Origin of the sequence: Paraburkholderia adhaesiva, from assembly GCF_021390575.1 — a bacterium.
In the GTDB taxonomy this organism is placed as follows: domain Bacteria; phylum Pseudomonadota; class Gammaproteobacteria; order Burkholderiales; family Burkholderiaceae; genus Paraburkholderia; species Paraburkholderia adhaesiva.
The window spans coordinates 195,816-217,811 of sequence record NZ_JAJEJQ010000003.1 but is presented as its reverse complement, the minus strand read 5'-3'; the positions used below and the strand labels follow the sequence as shown (position 1 = coordinate 217,811).

The window sequence follows — 21,996 nt, the reverse complement described above, 5'->3', positions numbered from 1 at the left end:
GCGATCGAAAATTGGCGGCAGTTCATAGCGGGTAAGGATCGCCTGGCGCCGATTGTTTGTCAATCCTGCCACATTTGGGCGATTCGTATAAAAAATGCTTTTAACGTATCAAACAGTACATGTTGGCGCTGCACCTGGGCTTTGCGTGCGTGATCCCGTGATTTCGCCCCAAAAGTGGCCGTTTACCGGCTCCACAACGGGTTTAATCGTGAAACATTCTTGAAAACCTATCGTATCTCGCTGATTTTTAAAACTTATTTCGCGGAATGAATCATCTTATCCTTGTTTCACGGATTCGACCCTATGCCCTCTTCGGGAGCATGCGGTGAGGTATGAAACGCCCCGCGCGGCCACTTGAGCTCCCGATTTCCTGCAGCTGAAGCCGGCCAGAGACTACACGGTCTCCGGCGTCTCCATTTCCGATGCCCATTCGTCGATCACGGCTTTAACGCGTTCAGCGAGACGCTGCTGATCCGCGGGGGCAATGCCTTTGAGACTGAGTTCGGCTCGTCCATCGCCGAAGAGCTTCAGTTCGCCGAGCGCTACACCATCGGGACGATTGAACTGTACGCGCGACTGGTAATGCGTACGACGCGGGCCGATCCGGCGCGCGCCTGCTTCGGCAGATGCCGCAGCTTCGAGCTTGCGAACGGTCGCCTTACCTTCGATGACCTGATCCAGCCAGTGCTCCGCGACGCTCGCTCCGGCGCGGTCGAAAATCAGCTTGATGTTGTAGGCATGTCCAAGTCCGACGTCCGTTTTGTTCTGCGCCATGCGCTGCAGCAGCAGCGGCGGAAGCGACGTGAGCGAAATGACCTTGCTGATATGCTTCGGGTCCTCACCGACAGCTACCCCCAGTTCGACCTGGTCGACATAGACCCGGTCGTCGAGCAGTTTCTTCCACGCCAACGCGTCGTCGAACACTGTCTGCTCCTCGCGCTCCTTGTTCGCGTGGTACGCGCGCAGGTAGAGGTTCTGGCTGTCGAGCCCCTCCCGCACATCGGCTTCGATCGTTTTGTCGCCGCGCGAGCGCGCAGCACGGATGCGACGTTCACCGTCGACGATAACGTATTTGCCCGGGAATTCAGCGAGATGTGTGACCAGAATCGGCGTGATCTGACCTTGCTTCTCGAAACTATCGGCGAGTTCATCGATAGTTTCCGCACTGTAGAAAGCGCGCGGGTTATACGGATTCGAAACGACGTCTTCGACCAGAATCTGTCTGACCGCATGCGATTCCGTTTGGGCACTCCCCTCTTCCGGCTGGGTGACGACGGACGCCTCGCGCTGCGCGATGTTGACGACATCGGCTTCAGCGAGACGCTCCCCGGCAGAGACACGCTCCACCGCCATACCCGCACGAACCTTGCTGGTGAAGTTGAGCTTAGCGGCCATCGACGATCTCCTCCTCTTCCTGAACCAGTGCAATGATTTCGTTGTAGAGCGCGTTGATTTCGTCTTTTGCGACCTTGGCCCCCCGGACGCCGCGAACGTCGAATACCGTTCGACCTAGCGCGGCGGTCTGCCGGTAGAGTTCCCGCTGTTTGATCGTGGACGACAGAACACGCACATTGCTCTCGGCGAGGATCGCGCTCATCTGTGTGTGCAGCAGCGTCTTCGAGTTCGACTTATTCAGCAAAATTGCGAACTTTCCGGCTGGATTGGCGACACGTGTGCGTTCAACCAATTCCATCATCCCTTCACTACTCCAGATGTCGATCGGGGAAGCGTCGGTGGGGATAACGGTGGCATCCGCAACGGCCAGCACGCGCGCAGTCGTGAGATCGTTGATATTGGGAGGGCAATCGACAATCACTACGTCGTAGTCGTCGGCAAGCGCGGCGACTTCGGGGCCAATCATCTTTTCGAGCTTGTGAATGCTACCGACCCGGAATGGAAGAGGGGTATCTGGACCGGCTGCAGCGCACCAACTCATACATGACTGCTGGCCGTCAGCGTCAGCGACATAGACTTTATATCCCTCAGACTGAAACGCCCCGGCCAGATTCATGGTGGTGGTGGTTTTGCCCACGCCACCCTTTTGATTCGCTACGGCTATGACCAGTCCCATTCGGTTCTCCATGCAATGTTCAATCTCTGACGATCACCCTCGTGCACTCTCCACGTGGAGACGCCAGCTCACCAGTTGGGAGTCTAACGGCACGTTAAAGTAAATTCTAGGTTTTCCGCCAAATCCGTTGCCGACTCACAACCGTTTGGCCAAAAGGATAGGTCGCGAGTGGCCGCGGACGGCAAAGAGGCGGCAGCGCAGTGCTATTGCGGCGCAGATTTTAGTTAATGCGCGATCTTCACGTGGAGAATTCGCGCCTGCCGATGCGGTTGCAAACTGGAGCGAAAGGAATACGGGCTGCGGGCTGCGGGCTGCGGGCTGCGGGCTGCGGGCTGCGGGCTGCGGGCTGCGGGCTGCGGGCTGCGGGCTGCGCAGCATATCTACAAAATTTACGGATCAACGTGTCTTGAGTTGGATCCAACGGCGTGCTCGTACAGACTCATGGCGCTAATCGCCTTCCGATTCACGACGGATCGATAGACACTCAACACAAGTCGCAACACCACGGGTCCATGTTGATCTCCACGTGGAGATATCTCCGGAACGCTTTGATTCCGCGACCGACGCCTTTACCCGGCACAAAATTGTCAGAAAGGAAAATCTTCACGTGGAGATCCGACCCAACTCGAACACGTCTAGCAGCACAGCCGCCCATGACGAAAACGCGTCAAATCGAGACTCGTTTGATCACCATCGACGAAAAAATTGTCGCGCGCGGTCAAGTTTCATCGGATACTGGACTACCGATTTCGATCTCCACGTGGAGATCGCGGTCAGATTGGAATGTAACGAAGGTCTCGCTCAGACTACATCGGACATAGTCAGAGCGAGATCGAAAAGTGCAGGATCAAAGCCGGAGTTGGCCAAACGCGAAGCCAACTGGAAGGGGACGAGCGGTGCAAATTAACTTACAACCGCTTATTCGTAGAATTTAGGCAATTCGCGGCACCGCGTACTTGATCTCGCATACACAGTCGCAGCGCGCCACTACCAGTGCTTATTCAGCGCGCGCCTTCAGGGCGAGTTCGATATCGGATGTGGACTGACCATCCACGGCACCTGGTCCCTGTTGGCCACTCAACAGGAATTCGAGCAGATCCGCGGCCGTCGGTTGCCCCCAGGTATCGAGGACGACCCAGCGGAAGAAGTTGGTCGATGCCATCTTGCTCGGCACCTTCGTCGTCGAGACCTTGAGCTTGTCCATGCCGACCGTCTCGTTGTAGCGCTTGATCAGCGCGGTCTGGTCGTCATATTCGAGTTCGTTGAAGTAAGCTCGCGCCTCCGTGATCTTCGCGGCGATGTAGCGATCCTTGACCTGATCCTGGCTCTCGCGCGCCTTCACCGATTCAGCCATCGCGCCTGCCGCGTTGGCGCCCGGCAACTCGTAACCCTGCATGAGCGCCTTGCGGAAGTAGGCCGCCACGTTCGCAAGCGGCGCCGCGTTCTTCTGCGCGATACGCGCCGCAGTATAGGCGACCGCCGTCCGGATCTTTTCGTCGCCGTACTGCTTCAACAGGCGCCTTGCCTCGGAGACAGGAATGCTGAACTTCGACATTTCGCCGATCAGCACGGTCTCGTTCCCACGCAATTCCTGCGAAGGGTCGGTCTCGGGCTTGCGCGTCACCCGAAACTGAAGGGCGACAACCGAGCGTCCAACCTTGTGTTCGATGAGTTCGAAGATATGATCCGAAATCTCGTTCACTTCCTTGATGCACGGCACGAGCACTCGACTCTTGAACTGTTTGTACAGCTTGTATGACTGTGCCGAGGTGTCCTGGCCAAGGATCAAATCTCGCAGCGTCGCGAGCGGAAAGCGCGCAGTCATTCCGACCGCCTCGTAACGCACGACGTTTTCCCAGAGCGCGAGCGAATGCGCCTTTCTGAACTGACGCGTGATCCGCATATCGATCATCGCGTAGATTTCCGGGTTGAGCAGTTCACCGCGAATCTGTTCGGAAAACGTATAGCGCAGCACCGAGCGCTCGAGTTCCGCCCCGGCGAGCAGGCCGGACGCCTTCCAGATGCTGCGCTTGTCCTGCGTAAGATAGTCCCAGTTGACGACCGTACTGATCAACGAGTTGATCGTCTCCTTGACGTATTCAGTGTTGTTGCTGTTCAGATCAACATCCTGCGAGAGCGCGGAGATTGTGATCTCGAACGACGAACGCCCCTGCTCAAGCGAGTCCTGCCGAATGGCATTCTTGATCAGCGAACTGAACATCTTGCGCTGCTGAAGGCTGATGGACCCGGACTTCGGCGCAATATGAATTGCCGGAACGGCCTTGCGGAAGAGATCAGGCGGCTGGCCTTGCTGAAATATGAGTGCGCCTTGCTTGTCGGCATCGCCGGCATCGGCCTTTTTTCTTGCCATGTGACCCACGTTAGAAGGGAACCTGATCGGTTGGTAACTGTATACCAAGCGAACAGGTGACTCAAGAACGCAATCAACCCGTGCCACGCAACAACATTGTCGAGTGCCCCGGTTGACATCCCGCCGCTGCACGGTGTGGCCCGCAGCACGGGCGGAACGTGCGACTGGCAATCCCATAAGCAGATACCTTTGCTGGGTAATCGATCCTGCCTGAGTCCCATAACCAGCAACCATTTCTACAGAGGTGAGTACTTACTCTCCACCAGAACGCCGTTAAGGTATCCAACTATGGGAAATTCCCCGTGTCCCGGTTGTCCACAGCTACCCGACGTGCGTCACCCAGAATCTATCCCATGAATAGCGACCTTTCAGCTATCCCATAACACGCTACCTAGTCAAAGCGAAAATCGCTCAGAACCACGAGCGATCACCGCGGAAACACCATATCTGGGTACCTTCGACTGATCCCATAACCAGAGACCTTTGATTACTACACGACGAGGCGCTCAAGCGGAGTGAGGCGGCGATCCAGGCCACCGGATGGAACGCTTGAAACCGCACGAATTAGCGCCCCCATAATTGGTGACCAACAGGAACTCCCATAACAGGCAACCTATTAGACTGCGAAGACCCGAAAACACGTCCCTCGAACCCGCCCGTGACACCATAGATAGTGACCTTTGGTGCATCCCATATCACGATACCTTGGCACTTCCAGTACGTTCACACCATAAAACGAGACCATTCCCCCATATCCACAGCCCCGATAACCCATACCCGGATACCGAGTTCCCATATCCACAGCCCGAAATACCCATAGCGCGTACCCGAAATCCCATAACGCGCAACCAAATCGCCCGCAAAGCCTTGCCAGGTAAGGCTTCCAGACTGCTAAAGGTTTACTAAAGTTGTTAAAGCGTTATAGGTAAACACTGAAACACGTGCAGAGAGATAAAAACGTCTCCCAAAACCGGGACCCTGTCGACAAGTAAGTGGTCACCAACCGCACAGGTCCCATTTCTAGCTACCTTCCCGTCTCTACGGCTCCGAATCGTCCATAGCCGAACCACAAACCCGCCCCATTTCTTCAGGTTCTACCTTCTGAATCATCGCTAACCTCAAGATTTTAAAAACCAAATGTCCGAATGGTCACGACCTATGGGAAGCTTGAAGCATCAAAGGTAACCCCTTGTGGGATGAATATCGCTCTCCAGAACCCGCCTTCCTAATACATTCCTGGGTGACTGCCTCGTCGAGGAAGACCTTGCTGGTCAGCTGATGAACTTGATGCGGCGATCCGACGACGCCGATCACAGTAATCGAGGTCACCGGGTCCCATATCCGGTTACCGACTCCAGGTCACCCGAAATGGGACGGAATACGGCCAAAACACTATTAAGCGGGTGAACGTCAACGCTCAAAGGTCCACTTCACCGAGATTTGCGGTGACCTGGCGTACGCCAAACGGATGTCGCAGTCCTGAGCCATCAGCGGATTACCAGGCGTTTCGGGCGAACGCTTCGGCAACTAATCCAGTCGACATCTGCTTGCGAACCGTCCCACGGAAGTGCACCTTTCCGCGTAGGTCAGTACTTCGAGTACCGCTGAACTTACACCGATGCCGCGTGGCACACGGCCTCGACGCGGTTGCCCGCAGGATCGAACAGAAACGCCGCGTAGTAGGTCGCGTGATAGTGCGGACGCAGTCCCGGCTCGCCATCGGACCGTCCGCCACTGGCGATGCCCGCCGCAAAAAACGTATCGACCTGCGCGCGCGTCTGCGCCTTGAAACACCAATGCCGCTTGTTCACACTGATGTCGCTCGCGTCGAGATAGACCGCGAGAAATGTCGACATCGTGTCGGTTTGCGAGCAGCGCTCGCCGTAGCCAAGCGCCTGCGGCCGGTCGTAGACCTTCGATGCGCCGAGTGCCGCCATGATCGCGTCGTAGAATGGCCTGGCAGCGTCGATGTCGGGCACACCGATTGAAACGTGGTCGATAAGTTGCATGCGAGTTTCGCCAATGGGAGTTGAACGCACTTCATTCTAGCGACGACGGTTGCGCCGCCCGTACCGAAAAAGGACGAGATGATTTCGCACATCTTCATCGGAATTAACGACTTCGATCGCGCTTTCGAGTTCTATTCCGCCATCATGCAAGCGCTCGGACACACGTTGAAGTTCTGCGAGCGCGATACCCCATGGTCGGGTACCTGGGCGGGCTGGATGGCGCCGGGCGTACCGCGTCCACTTGTCATCGTCGGAACATCCTACGACGGCGATCGTGCACAGCCCGGTAACGGCCAGATGGTGGCGCTGCTGGCGCCGGACAGGGGGTGCGTCGACGCGGTGCATGCCATTGCGCTCGCCGGTGGGGGGACATCCGAAGGCCCGCCTGGCTTGCGACCTCAATATCACCCTCACTACTACGGCGCATATTTTCGCGATCCAGAAGGCAACAAGATTTGCGTTTGCTGCCATGATCCGGCGCACGAATAGCGGTTCCACAGTTACAGCGTTCGCCGTGGTGACTGATTGCCGGGCTCGACACCGTTTCGTCGTTCGTACGACGCGGGGCGTTTGTACCATCCAAGCCGTCCGGCGAGCGATTCGTGCATGCGCGGTAATGGCATGCGCCGCGCGGGTCGCGTGCGGCACAACCAGGCGGTTTGCTTCGACACAACCGCCGGGCGTGGTCATACACACGCGCGCCGCGTTCATCGAATGAACCATGGGCGCAGACCCGAACTGCAGCTCGCCCCACCAGAAAGCCGATCGCACCGTTGAGGTTTCTGCCGTCTCGCCCGCGCCGCGTTACGTGCTTTCGCCTGCGGGAAGAATCCGGCAAGATCGGCCATCAACGTTCCGTCCTATGGGAATCCGGTGGATCGCCTCGAATCGATGTCCGTGCTGGTGGCCGTGGTCGACGCGGGCAGTCTCTCCGCCGCGGCACGGCAGCTTGGTATGCCGCTCGCCACAGTGAGCCGCAAAGTTGCCGAACTCGAGGCGCAGCTCAAGACGCGCCTGCTCACCCGCACGACACGCCAGCTCTCGCTGACCGAAGCCGGCGTGTCGTACGTGGCCGCATGCCGGCGCATTCTTGAGGACGTCGGCGAGGCCGAGCGCGCTGCGACCGGCGAGTACACCGCGCCCAAAGGTGACCTCACGATCACTGCGCCGGTCGTGTTCGGACGCTTGCATGTCGTGCCGGTGGTGGCGGACTTTCTCGCGCACTATCCGGAGATCGACGTTCGGCTTGTGCTGCTCGATCGCGTGGTCAATCTGCTCGAAGAGCACATCGACGTTGCGGTCCGCATCGGCGATCTGCCCGATAGCGCGAGCGTGGCGATCGGTTTAGGCGCGATTAGGCGTGTCATGTGCGCGAGTCCCGGTTACCTCGCCGAGCATGGCGTGCCACAGGTACCGCGCGATATCGCTGGCCATCGGTGCATCACGGTCGAGGGGTTGGGGACCGCGCGCCACTGGGTGCTGCAGGTGGACAAGGCACCCGCGCAGGTCGCGGTGCATTCGCGGCTCGTCGTCAACACGGTTGATGCCGCAATCGAAGCCGCGATGCTGGGTGTCGGGCTCACTCGCGTGTTGTCGTATCAGATCAAGGACGCGCTCGAGGACGGCAAGCTCGACATCGTGCTCGAAGCCTTCGAGCCGCCGCCCTGGCCGATCAGCCTCGTGCATGCGGGCCAGGCTCCGCTGCCGCTCAAGCTGCGCGCATTTCTCGATTTCGCCACGCCGCGCCTGCGCTCGCGCGTCGCGCAGACGCGAGCCGGCAGCAAGGCGTAGCCCGCACGCGCGCCGATCAGGGTTCGAGCAGGCGCTGTAGCCTGAATTCCTCGAGATCGAGCTCGTTTTCAATACGGTGCAAGACGGCATCCTGAATGCGGTTTTCGTCGTGCAGCCTGAGCAGCGCCTCGCGTGACTTCGCCACCAGCGCGAGCTCCAGCCGCAGATGCTTTGCGCGCCGTTCCACATGTGCGGCGCCGGACGCATGCGCGTTTTCATTGGCACGCACGCGAAGGCGGTATTCGTCGAGCAGGCGTTGCACGATTTCGCATTCGTCTTCCGTTGTCGTTTCCGAGATTTTCTCGAGTTCGACCAGCGCCGCACGGAACGCAAGCGAGCGCGCTTCAAGTTCGGACATGCTCGCGTGTTTCATCGCGTGCAGATGCAGCAGTCGGATCAGTGGGGCGAGCGAGAGACCCTGAATGACGAGCGTCGCGAAGATCACGATGAATGTGCTGAAGATGATGACATCGCGGCCCGGAAAGCCGTCGGGCAGGGCGAGCGCGGCCGCGAGGCTCACGACGCCGCGCATACCCGCCCAGCCGAGCACGCACGTCTCGCCGAAGCCCCACGCACGCACCCGCAAGCCGCGCCGCGCGGCGATCCCCGACGGCAGCCAGATCGCAAGAACCACCCACACGATTCGCGCGACGATCGCGGCCGCGGTGGCGGCAAACGCGACCCCGAGCCCGGCGGTAAACAGTGCGCTTTGCGCTTGCATGCGCGTGAGAATGCCGTGCAGCGCGAGGCCGATCAGGATGAAAACGAACGCGTCGAGCACGAACACGATGACTTCCCACGACGCCTCCGCCTTGATGCGAGTGGACGCGTCGAATGACTGATGCTGGCGAATTCCGAGTACGAGCCCGCAGGTCACGACCGCGAGCACGCCGGACCCGTGCAGTGCCTCGGCGATCGCATAGCTGGCCCAGGCCATCACGAACGTCAGCATGATGCTGAGCATCGGTTCGCCAAGGCGCTTGATGAGCCACGTCATGCCATACCCGCAAAGGGCGCCGACGGTCACGCCGATCAAGGTGAGCATCGAGAACACGACGGCCGCGCGGGGCGCGGTGAACGCGCCGGCGACCGCTGCAGCGATGGCCATCTGATAGAGCAGCAGACCCGACGCATCGTTGACGAGGCTCTCGCCCTCCAGCACGGTAACGAGTCGTGTGGGCAACGGGAAGCGTTGCAGCATCGCTTTGGCGGCGACGGCGTCGGGCGGCGAGACGATCGCGCCAAGCGCGAAGCATGCGGCCCACGGCAGCGCTGGCTCGACGGCGTGCACGGCAACGGCCACCGCGACGGTCGTGAATGCCACCGCGCCCAGCACGAGTGAGGAAATGGTGCCGATCTCGCGCCGGAAATCCTTCCACGCGGTGTAGAACGAACTCGACATGAGCAGCGGCGGCAGGACCGCCGCGAGCAGAAGGTCGGGGTCCATGTCGGGTGCGGGGCCGCCCGTGAGCGCAATGGCGGAGCCGCCCAACAGCAGCACCACGGCGGGCGCGATGGCGAGGCGCTCCGCGAGCCACGTCAGCACGCCCGCGCCGGCGATGAGGACCAGCAGGGTGTGAAAGAACTCGACATTGTTCATTTCGTCGGCCCAGCAATCGAGGCGCGGCTGCACATGTCGGTGCCTGTCGGGTAACGGAAAACGATTCGGATACTAACGCGGCTTCACGACCGGTGCTGGCCGCCTGGGCGTGGACGCCGCGCGAGTTTGCCCGGCACGCCGAAGTTTGTGAGCCGCGAGCCCGGCGCGATGCACATCGCGAACACGCCGTTGGCGAACGGGTCGCAAGGGTGTACGCCGATCAGAGCCAGGAGGCCGGACAGAATTTAACCCGGCGCACTTTCTCGATGGTTATCCAGGTATCCGTTTTACTTATCTGTCTACCGGCGATGGGTGGCATGAACCACACAGGCAAGAGCGGGGCGGGCTTACGCGCTGTGCCCCTTCGATAGACGGTTTGCGCCATTTCGAGCTGGCAGCCTGCGTGCGCGAGCCATCCGATGTACTGCGCTTTCGCCAAATTCCAGGGGATAACCCTAGCTACCAGCAGCAGGGTGCCAATTCGTACCGTAGCGACGGTAACCAATCATGGGCGATGCGTTCGCCACCCGGCATTACCTTGTTCGCGCCGCACAGTTTTGCGCACGGAATCGCCAGCGCGCCACATCAACGCGCCACATCAACGCGCGGCGGCCGACGGCGCGACTGCGGTTTTCGGCGCTTTGCCGGACGATTCATCAATAGCAGGAAGCAGGAGTATCAATGATCATCGATATTCATGGCCACTACACCACGGCGCCAGAAGCGCTTGCAAAGTGGCGCAGTCGGCAGATTGCGGGCATCAACAGCCCGGCCGAAATGCCGAAAGTGTCCGAATTGCGGATCAGCGACGACGAGTTGCGCGAATCGATCGAACTCAATCAGCTAAAGCTGATGCGCGAGCGCGGCCTGGATCTCACGATCTTCAGTCCGCGCGCGAGCTTCATGGCGCATCACATCGGCGACTTCAACATTTCGAGCACGTGGGCCGCGATCTGCAACGAGCTTTGCTATCGCGTCAGCCAACTGTTCCCCGACAATTTCGTGCCGGCCGCGATGCTGCCGCAGAGCCCCGGCGTCGATCCTGTGACGTGCATTCCGGAACTGGTCAAATGTGTCGAGCAGTATGGCAACGTCGCGATCAATCTGAATCCCGATCCATCGGGCGGCCACTGGACGAGTCCGCCGATCTCTGACCGCCAGTGGTATCCGATCTACGAAAAGATGGTCGAGTACGACATCCCGGCGATGATTCACGTGAGCACGAGCTGCAATGCGTGCTTTCACACGACCGGCTCGCACTATCTGAACGCGGACACGACGGCGTTCATGCAATGCCTGACATCGGATCTGTTCAACGATTTTCCGACGCTGCGCATTGTCGTTCCGCACGGCGGCGGCGCGGTGCCGTACCACTGGGGCCGATTCCGCGGACTGGCACAGGAACTGAACAAGCCCCAGGCAGCGGAGCGCCTGCTGAACAATGTGTTCTTCGACACATGCGTCTACCACCAGCCCGGTATCGACCTGCTGACACGCGTCATTCCGGTGGACAACATCCTGTTCGCAAGCGAGATGATCGGGGCAGTGCGGGGTATCGATCCGCAGACTGGCCACTATTACGACGACACGAAACGCTATATCGAAGCAGCGCATGTCAATGCTGAGGATCGCTACAAGATCTACGAAGGCAATGCGCGCCGTGTCTATCCGCGTCTCGACGCGCAACTCAAATCGAAGGGACTTTGAACATGTACGAAATGGGCGTGGTCTACCGCAATATCCCGCGCGCTGATGGCGCCGTCGCGGAAAAACTGGGCGAACTGGGCTCGGCAACCGTGCACGAGGCCATGGGGCGAACCGGTCTGCTCAAGCCGTATATGCGGCCGATCTATCGCGGTGCGCGTGCGTCGGGCACCGCGGTGACGGTGTTGCTGCATCCGGGCGACAACTGGATGTTGCACGTTGCCGCTGAGCAGGTTCAACCTGGCGATATCGTTGTCGCGGCGGTCACGGCCGACTGCACCGATGGCTATTTCGGTGACCTGCTCGCCACAAGCTTCAAGGCGCGCGGTGCGAGAGCGCTGATCATCGACGCTGGCGTGCGGGATGTCGATGTCCTCGAGACAATGCAGTTTCCGGTGTGGAGCAAGGCGATTTCCGCGAAAGGCACGATCAAGGCGACGGTGGGATCGGTGAACATTCCCGTCGTTTGCGCAGGCGCGCTCGTCAATCCCGGCGACGTGATCGTTGCGGACACAGACGGTGTGGTCGCGGTTCCGTCTGCGCTCGCCGCGAAGGTTCTCGATACGGCCGTCGCCCGCGAGGCGAACGAGGCGATGAAGCGTGAGAAGCTCGCCTCGGGCGTGCTGGGCCTCGATATGTACAACATGCGTGAGCCGCTGCGCGAGGCAGGGCTGCGCTATATCGACTAAGCGGGACGCAATCGGCAGTGGACGATCTAAAGTTGGAAGACGCGTTGACCGGCGTGGGATCGATGGCGACGCGCAAGTTGTTGGTAGACCTGATCGAGCAGTACCAGCGCGTATCGGGTTGGGGTTGCCGCGTGAGTGTTACGTCGATTGGCGGCGTCGATGCCGCGCGTCGCGTGCAGGCTGGCGAGCCATTCGACTTCGTGGTGCTGGCGTCCGGCGCTCTGGAGCGCCTCGCAGTCGACGGCCATGTTGCCGCTGAGCGCACCGAAATCGTGTGCTCGGGCATGGCCGTCGCTGTTGCAGCCGGTGTGCCGCATCCGGATATCGGATCGGCGGCGGCGTTGCGCGACGCGATACTGCGTGCGTCAAGAATTGGCTACTCGACAGGCCCGAGCGGTGAACACTTGTTGAAGTTGATCGCGCGTTTCGGCATTGCACAAGCGATCGGCTCGCGTATCGTTCAGGCGCCGCCGGGCGTACCCGTCGCCAGTCTGATTGTCAGTGGCGACGTCGAACTCGGTTTTCAGCAATTGAGTGAACTAACGGGCGCACCCGGAATCGAGGTGGTCGGGCCGTTACCGCCAGACGTCCAGCTCACCACGGTCTTTTCGGCGGCGATCTGCTCCACATCGCAGCGAAAGGAAGCCGCTGCGCGTTTTCTCGCGTTCCTGGCGTCGGATCAGACCGATGCGGTCAAGCGCGCACATGGCATGGAGCCGGCGAGGGGCTGCGCGCCGCGATAAGTGAGCGGCAGATACCCGTTGTGCAGCTTTGAGCACGGAGCACAAGTAGTGCACGGGCAATAAGTAAGTCGATCTCACACGCGCCGACCATGCATAGCCTCGACAGCTTCGGCAATCACGACGCGAGCTTCTACCCAAACTAGCTGCACGCCAATCACCCGCATCTACGACGCAACCAATCACGATCTGTCCGCGTTCCAGAAAGCCGGCAGTACGCTGATTCTCTGGCACGGTGGGGTAGACCAGCGCATCTCACTGCTGGTCGCGTTTCAGTACTACGAGTCCATGCAAAACACAATTTGCACTTCGAACTAATCCACCGAAGTCTGCATGTTGAATGAAAAAACCGGCACATATCGACGATATGTGCCGGTCACTCGCACCGCGTTAGAAGCGGGTATGGATACCTACGCGGGCAACAGCTTGCGTGGCGTTGGACGAAGCCCCGTCAGCACTGTTGAAACCGTTGATCTGCGCATTCGCGCCTTCGTTCGCGCGCTGGTACACGCCGATGAGATACACGGACGTCCGCTTGGACAACGCATAGTCGACGTTGGCAGCAAGCTGATGCGCGTGGTTGTTGTTCACCACCTCGTTGCCCTTCATGTACATGTAGGACGCACCAGCGCTGAGTGCCGGCGTGAAGTTATAGTGCGCGCCCGCAGAACCCTGGAATACAGAGCCGCCATTGAGCGAGTTGTGGACGGTCGTGAACAGGGCGTTCGTTACCCACGCGCCAAAACGGTAATGCGCGCCCACGCCCCACGTCCGCACGCTGATCTGCGGCGATCCGGCGACGTAGGTCTTGACGTTCGTGTACGCGGCGTTCGCGCCGAAGTCGCCGGCGGCGTAGTTCAGGCCGAAGCTGTTCGCATTGCCAGCGCCGATCGATCCTGCGACGCCACCGAAGGCATACATTGCGCCAGCGCTGAATCCACCGAATTTCGGCGTGACGTAGGCGACCGAGTTGTTGAGGCTTTCACCGGCCATGCGGTCCCAGTCGAATGCACCCGTCGGGTTTTGGGGCAGTGCGAGTTTCTTGAAAGGACCGGCACGGAAATCATAGAAGTGACCGGAAAGCTCCGACGGGTCATTGCCGCCGAAGTAAAGCGAGTTGGTCATGAAGTCGTACTGATTACCCAACGTCAGGCGGCCGAACCGGTCGTTCGTCAGCCCGACCAGCGACGTGCGGCTGAACAGGCTCTTGTTCGGCATGAACTGGCCGTTATCAATCTGAAACTGGTTGACCAGTTCGAAGATGGCTTTGGTGCCGCCGCCGAGGTCTTCAACGCCCCGCATGCCCCACAGATTCGGGCCGTTGACGCCGTCGTCCATCTTCACGTTGGAATGCCCACCCTGGTTGTTCACATACGTGACGCCAGTGTCCATCATGCCCCAAAGCGTTACGCTGCTTTGTGCGTGCGCAGCCGGCGCGGCACAGACGCAAGCCGAAAGTGCCAGCGCGATTCCCGTTTTTTTCATTGGAAAAGTTCTCCTTGGTTATATTCGTGTATCAGGCCCGTAGCACCCGCTATCGCGATGCGTAGCGCCGTGGCCTGTGCCGTTTCTCCTGGTGCCTTCGCGTTCGTTATGGATCGCTGCTGGGCGCCCGGTCCATCGATGAACGCGGCAGAGGAAGAAAACAGTTCCGCGACACGTTCGTAGTCCAGATGGCGGCGGAGCCAAATATAGAAAATGAAATTGCGCGGCGAAAGACGTGCTCAGTACTCGCGATCACGCGAATTCGCAGGTGACAACCTGTTGTTCGACAGGGTTATTACGGATTGTTAGCGGGCGTGGTTCGAAAGGGGTGGTTCGTGGAGGTGCGTCGTAGTGCGCTGATTATTAACCGTATTTTCTTGTTTCTGAGTTGATGGTCAATAACGGCATTCGTGAGCGCGCAACGTTCACTTCAAGACTCGTCGCGAGTCCAGCGATAATTAAATTAGATGTTGCTTGAGGGGACGTTGCAATTCTGTAGCGAAAGAGTCGTGTCGCGAAGGATACCTGGTTGGGTGTTTCGTCGATCCGGGTTTGAGCGAACTGGTCCAGACTGCGAACAGTATTCGCAAGTTGATGCGGCCATGTAGCCGCCGACGATGCGTGAACGAACTTGTCTGGCCGCGCTCGTCAGGTCTGGCGAGCAGGGCCATCGTGTGTCGTTCGGTACCACGCGCATCACAGCCGTTCGAGACTACGTGAATGAGACATCTTTCTTCGGGCACAGGCCGTGAAGCGCTGGATAACGCTACCGGCGGGGCTGGTGTCGAACGGTGGCGTTTGGGGCGCTACGATCATCAATCGCGGGCTGCCAATACAGTGCGCGTGGAAACGGCACAAACGGGCGTTTGCGAATCCTTTCGAGCGGCATCCATTTTACTTATCCCGCGGGATGCGATTCCAGGCGCAGTGCGATCAGGACGCCGCGGGTAGGGCACCGACGACAGCCTTACAGGACGCGGCTTCCGGGGATTCAGCACTACGCGTCGAACATGCATTTGGCGTTGCAGCATGCGCATGCACGAACCCTATATGTGGTTAACCCGCACTTCTTACCCGTCTCCCAGTTGCTTATCGTGCCGACGTTGAACACAGGCGACGGACGTGTCGAAACCCCAACCGACAAGCCGTCATCTGCGGGAAATCGGACCAGGTCACGGCGGCAATCATCGGAGGCTTGCCGCGGTTCATACGCCCCCCATCGCATTCGCGTGCGAGAAGGGCGGTAACGCTTGATCCGGCGAGGGGACGTCCATTACGACGGCGTGCCGGAACGCGCAGAGAAGCGAATAGATGACCAGCATGCCGCCGCGCTTTTCCGTATCAGCGCAGCGGTAGTGCGCCACTAGCAGCGGACCACAGTACGCACAGGAGACTACACATGTCTGGCAGCAAGACAATTGACATCAAAGCGTTCATTGATGAACGCCATATTTCGGCCTACCAGTGGTTGGTGGTCGCGTTGTGTTTTCTCGCGGTGACCGCCGACGGGATGGACGTGGCCATCATGGGTTTCATCGCGCCATCGATCATTCATCAATGGGCCATTTCGCGCCCGGAATTCGGGCTCGTCATGAGTGCGGCACCCATCGGCCTCGTGATCGGCGCGCTCGTCGCGGGACCCCTGTCGGACAAGATCGGGCGGAAGACGGTGCTGATCAGTTCGGTGTTCCTCTTCGGCGTCTTCACGATCCTGACTGCGTTTACGGAGTCGCCGGTGTCGATGGCCGTGCTGCGCGTGCTGACCGGTATCGGTCTCGGCGCAGCGATGCCGAACTCGACGACACTGCTCTCCGAGTACTCGCCGCAACGCAAGCGCGCATTGCTCATCACGATCATGTTCACGGGCTTCAATCTCGGCTCGGCCTTGATCGGCTTCGCTGCCGGATGGCTCGTTCCGAACTATGGCTGGCGTTCGGTGTTGATTTTCGGCGGCACTATTCCGCTGGTTCTCGTTCCGCTCCAGATCTGGCTGCTGCCTGAGTCGGCGCGTCTGCTTGCGGTACGCGGTGCAGCGTCCGCGCGCATCAGTGCGATTCTCAACCGTGTCACGGGTGCACAGTTCACCGGACAGGAGACCTTCGTATCGACTGAGCCGTCACTGCCCACCCGCAAGCCGATTGGCATCCTTTTCTCGCAGGGCTACGGCGTAATGACGTTGGCCTTGTGGGTGACCTACTTCATGGGCCTGCTCGTCATCTATCTGTTGACCGGCTGGCTCCCGACGCTGATCAAGGACGCTGGTCTTTCGATCACGCAGGCCGCCAACGTCACGGCCATGTTCCAGATCGGCGGCACGATCGGCGCTGTGCTGGTTGGATGGTTCATGGACAAGGTTCGTCCCGCACGCGTCATCAGCCTCGCGTATCTGGGCGGCGGAGTCTGCGTGCTGGTGCTCGGCGGCCTGGGTGCTTTGTCGTCGTCGCTCGCGCTGCTCGTATTTGCAGCCGGCTTCTGCATGAGCGGTGCGCAAACGGGCCTCAACGCTTATGCGCCCGGTCGCTACCCGACTGCTGCACGTGCCACGGGTGTGAGCTGGATGCTGGGCATGGGCCGTTTCGGCAGCATCTTCGGGTCCGCCATCGGTGGTGCCTTGCTCGGACTTGGCTGGCAATTCGGTGCCATTCTCGGCATGCTCGCCGTGCCGGCTGTTCTCGCGGCAATTGCCATTCTGGTGTCGCAACGCACGCGGTCTGAAGAGGCGACGCCTCAGGTTAGCGCTGCACATTGATGTTCGCGGGCGCATGTCGCAATCGCGCGGCTGCGCCCGGCAAATGGAAATCGCCCAACAGGGGGGCGACCGTCGTATCCGTGGTCACTGCAGACCCGCGTGAAAATCGCGGGGCGCGTTGCGCAGTTGCGGGTTGAAGGATTCATCGAATCTTCGAGGATGTCGAAGGCATTAGAATGGCGGACCAGTATGGGCGAGCGGCCATTCGAAGAGTCGATGGGCCACACGAGGCGCGTAGCGTCTGAGTGAGTCGATCCGCAAATGAAGGGGGAAGTGCGCTCGCCCGTGCATTGCGGTGGAAGTGCCGGCCGGCCCAAGACGGCTACCGGCGTGACCGGATACGTGGCGATGGACAATCGAGACCAACTGAACCTTTCTCATCTGCGGGCGTTTCGTGTGGTCGCGCAAACGGGCAGCGTCACGCGCAGCGCAACGACGCTCTTTCGTGCGCAATCGGTGGTCACGCGTTCCTTGCAGGAACTCGAGACTGCCATTGGTGAAAGTCTGTTCGAACGGCGCGCGGCGGGCATGCTGCCGACCCCGGCGGGACGCGTCGTGCTGCAACGCTGCGAGCGCATCTTCGCGGAACTGGAAACGCTGGCCGGTTGGTGCGCGTCGCAGCAGACGGGGCGACGCGCCACGAAGGTCGGTGCAATTCCCTCGTTTTTGCTGAACACCCGACGCCTGCAACTGGTCGTGGCGCTTGCGCGCCACCGCCACATGCCGACCACCGCGCACGCCTTTGGCATCAGCCAGCCTGCGGTGAGCAACGCCATTCGCATCCTCGAAGCCGGTGCGGGCACGCCGCTCTTTCATCGCAGTCCACGCGGTTCGTTGCTGACGGCCGAAGGCGAGACGTTTGTCCTCCACGTTCGTCGTGCACTCAACGAATTGCGGCATATATCCGACGATATTGCCGCGCTGCGCGGCACGATTCAGGGACAAGTGACTGTCGGGGCCTTGCCGCTCGCGCGCACGCTGATTCTGCCGCAGGCCATCGCACGGGTTGCGGCCCAATATCCCGGCGTGAAAATCACCACGGACGAAAGTGCGTATGAAACCCTGGTAGCGGGTCTGCGTGCGGGGGACATCGATTTTGTGCTGGGTGCGCTGCGCCCGACCGACGCTGGCAGTGGACTCGTCAACGAGCGGCTCATGTCAGAAGACCTGGTCGTGCTCGTGCGTGCTGGCCACCCGCTTGCGCAAGTGCGCAACGTCACGTTTGCGCAACTGGCGGGCGTGCAATGGATTCTGCCGCGCAGCTACGCACCGACGCGCCTGCTCTTTGAAGGACTCTTCAAGCGTCACAAGCTCAAGGTACCGATGCCGACCGTGGAGACGGCCGACCTCGCCGTCATTCGTGGACTGTTGCTGCAGACGGATATGGTTGCCGTGTTGTCGACCCAGCAGCTCTACTACGAATGCATGACGGGGCAGCTATCGATCATCGACATTGCGATGCCGGATACGCGGCGCGACATTGGCATCATCATGCGTGCGGGCAGCGTACCGTCGCCGGCTGCTCGGGCGATGATCGACGCGGTGCGCCTGACCGCCGACAAGGTGCGTACCATGGCCGGCGTTGCGAAGGCACAGGGGTGAGGTCGCGCGCGCCTCGTGCGATCGGCGCGATTCATCCCTTACGCTAACACTTCTCAGATCCTGAACATACCGACTGTTTCGATTACGGCCTGCGCGTTGTTTGCGAGCTTGTCGGCGGAGATTGAGAAGTTGTTCACGAGCGCCGTATCCTGGTTCGTCAAATCACCGAGGTGATCCAGAGCCTGTTTGATCTCCGAGATTCCGGTGCTTTGTTCGGCGGTGGCCGAATTGATCGCGTCGATCAGCGTATTGACGTCGCGCACTGCCTGAACGGCTTGTTGCATCTTCTCTCGTGCGGATTCAGTGAGCTTGCAGCCCTCTTCGACCTGATGGGTCGAATCGACGATGAGACTGGCGATTTCCTTGGCAGCCGTCGCGGCACGGCCTGCAAGGCTGCGTACTTCGCTGGCGACAACCGCGAAGCCGCGTCCGTGCTCACCGGCTCGCGCCGCCTCAACCGCCGCATTGAGCGCGAGTATGTTGGTCTGAAATGAGATCCCTTCGATAACCTGAATAATCTCGCCGATTTTTCGTGATGCCTGGGTAATGCCCTGCATCGTTTGCGTCATGGCGTCTACGGCGCGACCGCTGTCCTCGGTGATGGCACGAGCATTCCCGGCGCTATTGGCGGCCTGGCGCGCGGCTTCGGCGGTTTGCCGAACGTTGGCGTCCATATGCTCCATCGAGGCTGCCGACTGCTCGAGACTTGAGGCCTGCGATTCGGCCCGCGCCGAGAGTTTGCGGCTGCCCTCGGACACGGTCGTTGTCGCGTCGCCCATTCTTGCCATCTGGTTGCGCGCGTCGCCGACAATCGCGCGCATATTGAGGCTCACCTGATTCACGGACTGCTCGAGTTTGCCGACCACGCCGGTGGGCTTCCAGCTATTGTCGATAGTGTGTGTGAGATCACCCCTCGCGAGCCGGGTGGCCACGCCCAGCAATCGGCGTAGCGGGAAGATGAACATGTAGCGCATGCGATATTCGGCGAGAAAGCCCAATGCGATACAGGCCGCGAATCCGATACCCGCACGTGGCAACGTGATCGACGAGACGCCGCCAACGATGAGTACGCCGATCGCCATGCCCAGTATGGCGAGACCGCACGTCAACAGGTAGGTTTGCGTCTTCATGGTCGGGTGCACGAGGCGTCCGAGCCGCCCGGCCATGTCCGTGCGGACGATTACCCCGGATTGAAGGTGATGCGCGTGCCGGCCGGTGTTTTGCTCGTTCAGCAAGGTGCCGTATACGGTTTCGGCAGCCCGGACCTGTTCGCGCGAAGCGGCGGTCTGGACCGCGCGATACGCGACGATGTCGACTCCTTCGAAAACGGGCGTGATGCCGGCCTGAACCCAGCAATGGTGTCCGCTCCTGACCTGGTTCTTCAGCACACCGATCCAGGACTCTCCCTTCTTCAGGGTTGCCCACATGTCCCGGTACACCTCGCGTGGCATGTCGGGATGGCGGACGATGCTGTGCTGCTGTCCGAGAAGCTCCTCTCTGGAAAAGCCGCTTGCCTCAGCGAAAGCGTCATTGCAGCTTGTGATTACTCCCCGAGTATCGGTCGTCGAAACGAGCATCGTTCCCGCGGGAAGAGAAACTTCTCCCTGGGTGGTGAGCAATTCAGGGTGCACTCGTGGTCTCCGCTTGCGTTCTTTTAGATCGTTGTCATTTGCTCGGGTGAGCCGGAGGTTCGTTTCGCTCGCGAGTCTGTTTGTGAGCCGGAGCATCGACGCCGCTCGGGTGACCATTATCGAACGACGTTTTCAATTCTGGTGCGGGTGGCGAATAAGCAAATCTCGCGGACACAGTGGGATTTCGCGCTATCGCCAGCGGTCCTTCCGTGTTGCCGCCTCATAGAGACTGCCGGAATGCCTGAAACCAGTGGCTCGCAGTTATGACGCTCGACGGCACAAACAATTCGTCCGCTCGAATTGCGGTGCCGTGGTCGATAACTTATTTGCAACGCTCTAAAGCCATATTCGATAGGCCAAGGTCGCGCGTCCTGATGGCGAAAGCGTGATTCTTCGGGGATTTCCGGGGGGAGATAGCCAGTTACGGCCGTTCGTACTGGCACGGCAATCGTCCGGACGAGGATGCAGATCGGTCAGATATCTCCACTTCAGACTTTCTCTCGATTCTCCGGCGTCACACTGGACGCTTCGCAATCCTCGCTTTCAACTCGTCCAGGCGCGACAGGAACAGTCTGACAATCGGCGCTGTATTGCCTGGACTGTAGCCCACCACCAGTTCGATGGTCGGGACTTCTCCACTCAAAGGCCGGCTGACGACAGACCACGGCATCAGGTTTTGCACATAGGCCGGTATCAACGTAATCGCGCGCATCGAAGCAATCAGCGACATCACCATCGCCGGATTGTCGACGCTTTGCGCGACGTCCACTTCGACGCCCGACTTCGCCAGATAGGCGTCGATGACCTGCCTCAGCACCCTGGCCTTTTCCGCCATCGTGATGAACGGCTCGTGTCGGAGTTCCTCCGGGCGCACCGCTTTTCGCGCGGTCAATGGATGATCGCTCGGCATCAGCACGACGAGTGGCTCCTTGCCGACGACCTTGTACTCGAGACCGTATCCCGGCTCGGCGCGCATAAACGCCACGTCGAGCTTGCCGTGCGCAAGTGCTGCGGCCAGTTCCGTCGAGTAGTCACTTGTGACGGTGACCTCGATATTAGGTAACTCCTCGCGCAACAGGTGCATCGCGTCGGTCAGCCAGGTCATTTCCTGGCCAGTCAGAAAGCCCAGCGCAAAGCGCGGTTTGGCTGGCTGCGCCGCGCGCCGTGCCGCTTCGACTGCTGCATCGACCTGAGCCATCGCGAGCCGCGCGTGATCGAGGAAGACTTGCCCCGCCTCGGTCAGTTCGACGCCGCGCGCACTGCGCAGCAACAACTCCACGCCAACCTGATCCTCGAGATCCCGGATTTGCCGGCTCAACGACGGCTGTGAAGTGTGCAACCGGTTCGCGGCCGCTTCGGTCAGGCTGCCGGTTTCGGCGACCGCAATGAAGTAGCGCAAATGACGTAGTTCCATCGGCTTTCGCTCCATGCCTGTGAGGCATGCCCACCCACTTACAAAGTCTTTTTCATCGACGCGGCGGGTGCCTAAATTACGTTCTGTACCACTCATCCACAGCAGCGAACGCCAGCAAGGTCATGCGTCGCAGCGATACA

At 60.0% G+C, this 21,996-nt stretch carries 16 protein-coding genes; 8 read left to right on the top strand and 8 right to left on the bottom strand.

Annotated features, from left to right (window positions below; all coding sequences use genetic code 11):
- Nucleotides 1–393: 393 nt before the first annotated feature.
- The 4 genes from L0U80_RS24950 to L0U80_RS24935 all read right to left on the bottom strand — a co-directional run bounded on the left by L0U80_RS24950 (nt 394) and on the right by L0U80_RS24935 (nt 6,451).
- A complete protein-coding gene (locus L0U80_RS24950) occupies nt 394–1,395 on the bottom strand; it encodes a ParB/RepB/Spo0J family partition protein (RefSeq protein WP_233872139.1) in 1,002 nt (333 codons plus the stop codon).
- Complete coding sequence (parA, locus tag L0U80_RS24945; protein ID WP_233872136.1) at nt 1,385–2,071, bottom strand: ParA family partition ATPase; 687 nt, start codon at nt 2,069–2,071, stop codon at nt 1,385–1,387. Before parA ends, L0U80_RS24950 begins: the two co-directional genes overlap by 11 nt.
- 997 nt (nt 2,072–3,068) lie before the next feature.
- The gene (locus L0U80_RS24940) at nt 3,069–4,442 is read right to left on the bottom strand and encodes a replication initiation protein (RefSeq protein WP_233872133.1); all 1,374 of its coding nucleotides are present in this window, start codon (nt 4,440–4,442) and stop codon (nt 3,069–3,071) included.
- Between the two features lie 1,610 nt (nt 4,443–6,052).
- Nucleotides 6,053–6,451: a VOC family protein gene (locus L0U80_RS24935; RefSeq protein WP_233872130.1), complete on the bottom strand. Its 399-nt coding sequence runs from the start codon at nt 6,449–6,451 to the stop codon at nt 6,053–6,055.
- A 78-nt stretch (nt 6,452–6,529) separates the two neighbouring features.
- On the opposite strand from L0U80_RS24935, the gene L0U80_RS24930 reads away from it, so the two are divergent.
- A complete protein-coding gene (locus L0U80_RS24930) occupies nt 6,530–6,940 on the top strand; it encodes a VOC family protein (protein ID WP_233872127.1) in 411 nt (136 codons plus the stop codon).
- A 384-nt stretch (nt 6,941–7,324) separates the two neighbouring features.
- Nucleotides 7,325–8,242, top strand: coding sequence for a LysR family transcriptional regulator (locus L0U80_RS24925; protein WP_233872124.1), 918 nt, complete (start codon nt 7,325–7,327; stop codon nt 8,240–8,242).
- A gap of 16 nt (nt 8,243–8,258) precedes the next feature.
- Here L0U80_RS24925 and L0U80_RS24920 read toward each other — a convergent pair whose 3' ends face one another.
- Nucleotides 8,259–9,842, bottom strand: coding sequence for a Na+/H+ antiporter (locus L0U80_RS24920; RefSeq protein ID WP_267954972.1), 1,584 nt, complete (start codon nt 9,840–9,842; stop codon nt 8,259–8,261).
- A 681-nt stretch (nt 9,843–10,523) separates the two neighbouring features.
- On the opposite strand from L0U80_RS24920, the gene L0U80_RS24915 reads away from it, so the two are divergent.
- The 4 genes from L0U80_RS24915 (at nt 10,524) to L0U80_RS31715 (ending at nt 13,293) form a co-directional block, all read left to right on the top strand.
- Complete coding sequence (locus L0U80_RS24915) at nt 10,524–11,549, top strand: amidohydrolase family protein (RefSeq protein ID WP_233872118.1); 1,026 nt, start codon at nt 10,524–10,526, stop codon at nt 11,547–11,549.
- A gap of 2 nt (nt 11,550–11,551) precedes the next feature.
- The gene (gene ligK / locus L0U80_RS24910; protein WP_308444888.1) at nt 11,552–12,235 is read left to right on the top strand and encodes a 4-carboxy-4-hydroxy-2-oxoadipate aldolase/oxaloacetate decarboxylase; all 684 of its coding nucleotides are present in this window, start codon (nt 11,552–11,554) and stop codon (nt 12,233–12,235) included.
- 62 nt (nt 12,236–12,297) lie between these two features.
- On the top strand, nt 12,298–12,978 hold the full coding sequence (locus tag L0U80_RS24905) for a substrate-binding domain-containing protein (RefSeq protein ID WP_233873816.1): 681 nt from the start codon (nt 12,298–12,300) through the stop codon (nt 12,976–12,978).
- Nucleotides 12,979–13,071: 93 nt separating this feature from the next.
- Nucleotides 13,072–13,293, top strand: a complete 222-nt coding sequence (locus tag L0U80_RS31715; RefSeq protein ID WP_308444896.1) for a tannase/feruloyl esterase family alpha/beta hydrolase — start codon at nt 13,072–13,074, stop codon at nt 13,291–13,293.
- Between the two features lie 72 nt (nt 13,294–13,365).
- On the opposite strand, the gene L0U80_RS24895 is transcribed toward L0U80_RS31715, so the two are convergent.
- Nucleotides 13,366–14,460, bottom strand: a complete 1,095-nt coding sequence (locus L0U80_RS24895; RefSeq protein WP_233872112.1) for a porin — start codon at nt 14,458–14,460, stop codon at nt 13,366–13,368.
- A gap of 1,399 nt (nt 14,461–15,859) precedes the next feature.
- On the opposite strand from L0U80_RS24895, the gene L0U80_RS24890 reads away from it, so the two are divergent.
- On the top strand, nt 15,860–17,209 hold the full coding sequence (locus L0U80_RS24890; protein ID WP_233872109.1) for an MFS transporter: 1,350 nt from the start codon (nt 15,860–15,862) through the stop codon (nt 17,207–17,209).
- Between the two features lie 348 nt (nt 17,210–17,557).
- A complete protein-coding gene (locus L0U80_RS24885; protein WP_233872106.1) occupies nt 17,558–18,811 on the top strand; it encodes a LysR family transcriptional regulator in 1,254 nt (417 codons plus the stop codon).
- Nucleotides 18,812–18,864: 53 nt separating this feature from the next.
- Here L0U80_RS24885 and L0U80_RS24880 read toward each other — a convergent pair whose 3' ends face one another.
- Together L0U80_RS24880 and L0U80_RS24875 are read right to left on the bottom strand one after the other, a co-directional pair.
- Nucleotides 18,865–20,388, bottom strand: coding sequence for a methyl-accepting chemotaxis protein (locus L0U80_RS24880; protein WP_233873810.1), 1,524 nt, complete (start codon nt 20,386–20,388; stop codon nt 18,865–18,867).
- Nucleotides 20,389–20,956: 568 nt separating this feature from the next.
- Nucleotides 20,957–21,856 carry a LysR family transcriptional regulator gene (locus tag L0U80_RS24875; protein WP_233872103.1) on the bottom strand — a complete coding sequence of 300 codons (900 nt, stop codon included), beginning with the start codon at nt 21,854–21,856 and terminating at the stop codon, nt 20,957–20,959.
- Between the last annotated feature and the right edge of the window lie 140 nt (nt 21,857–21,996).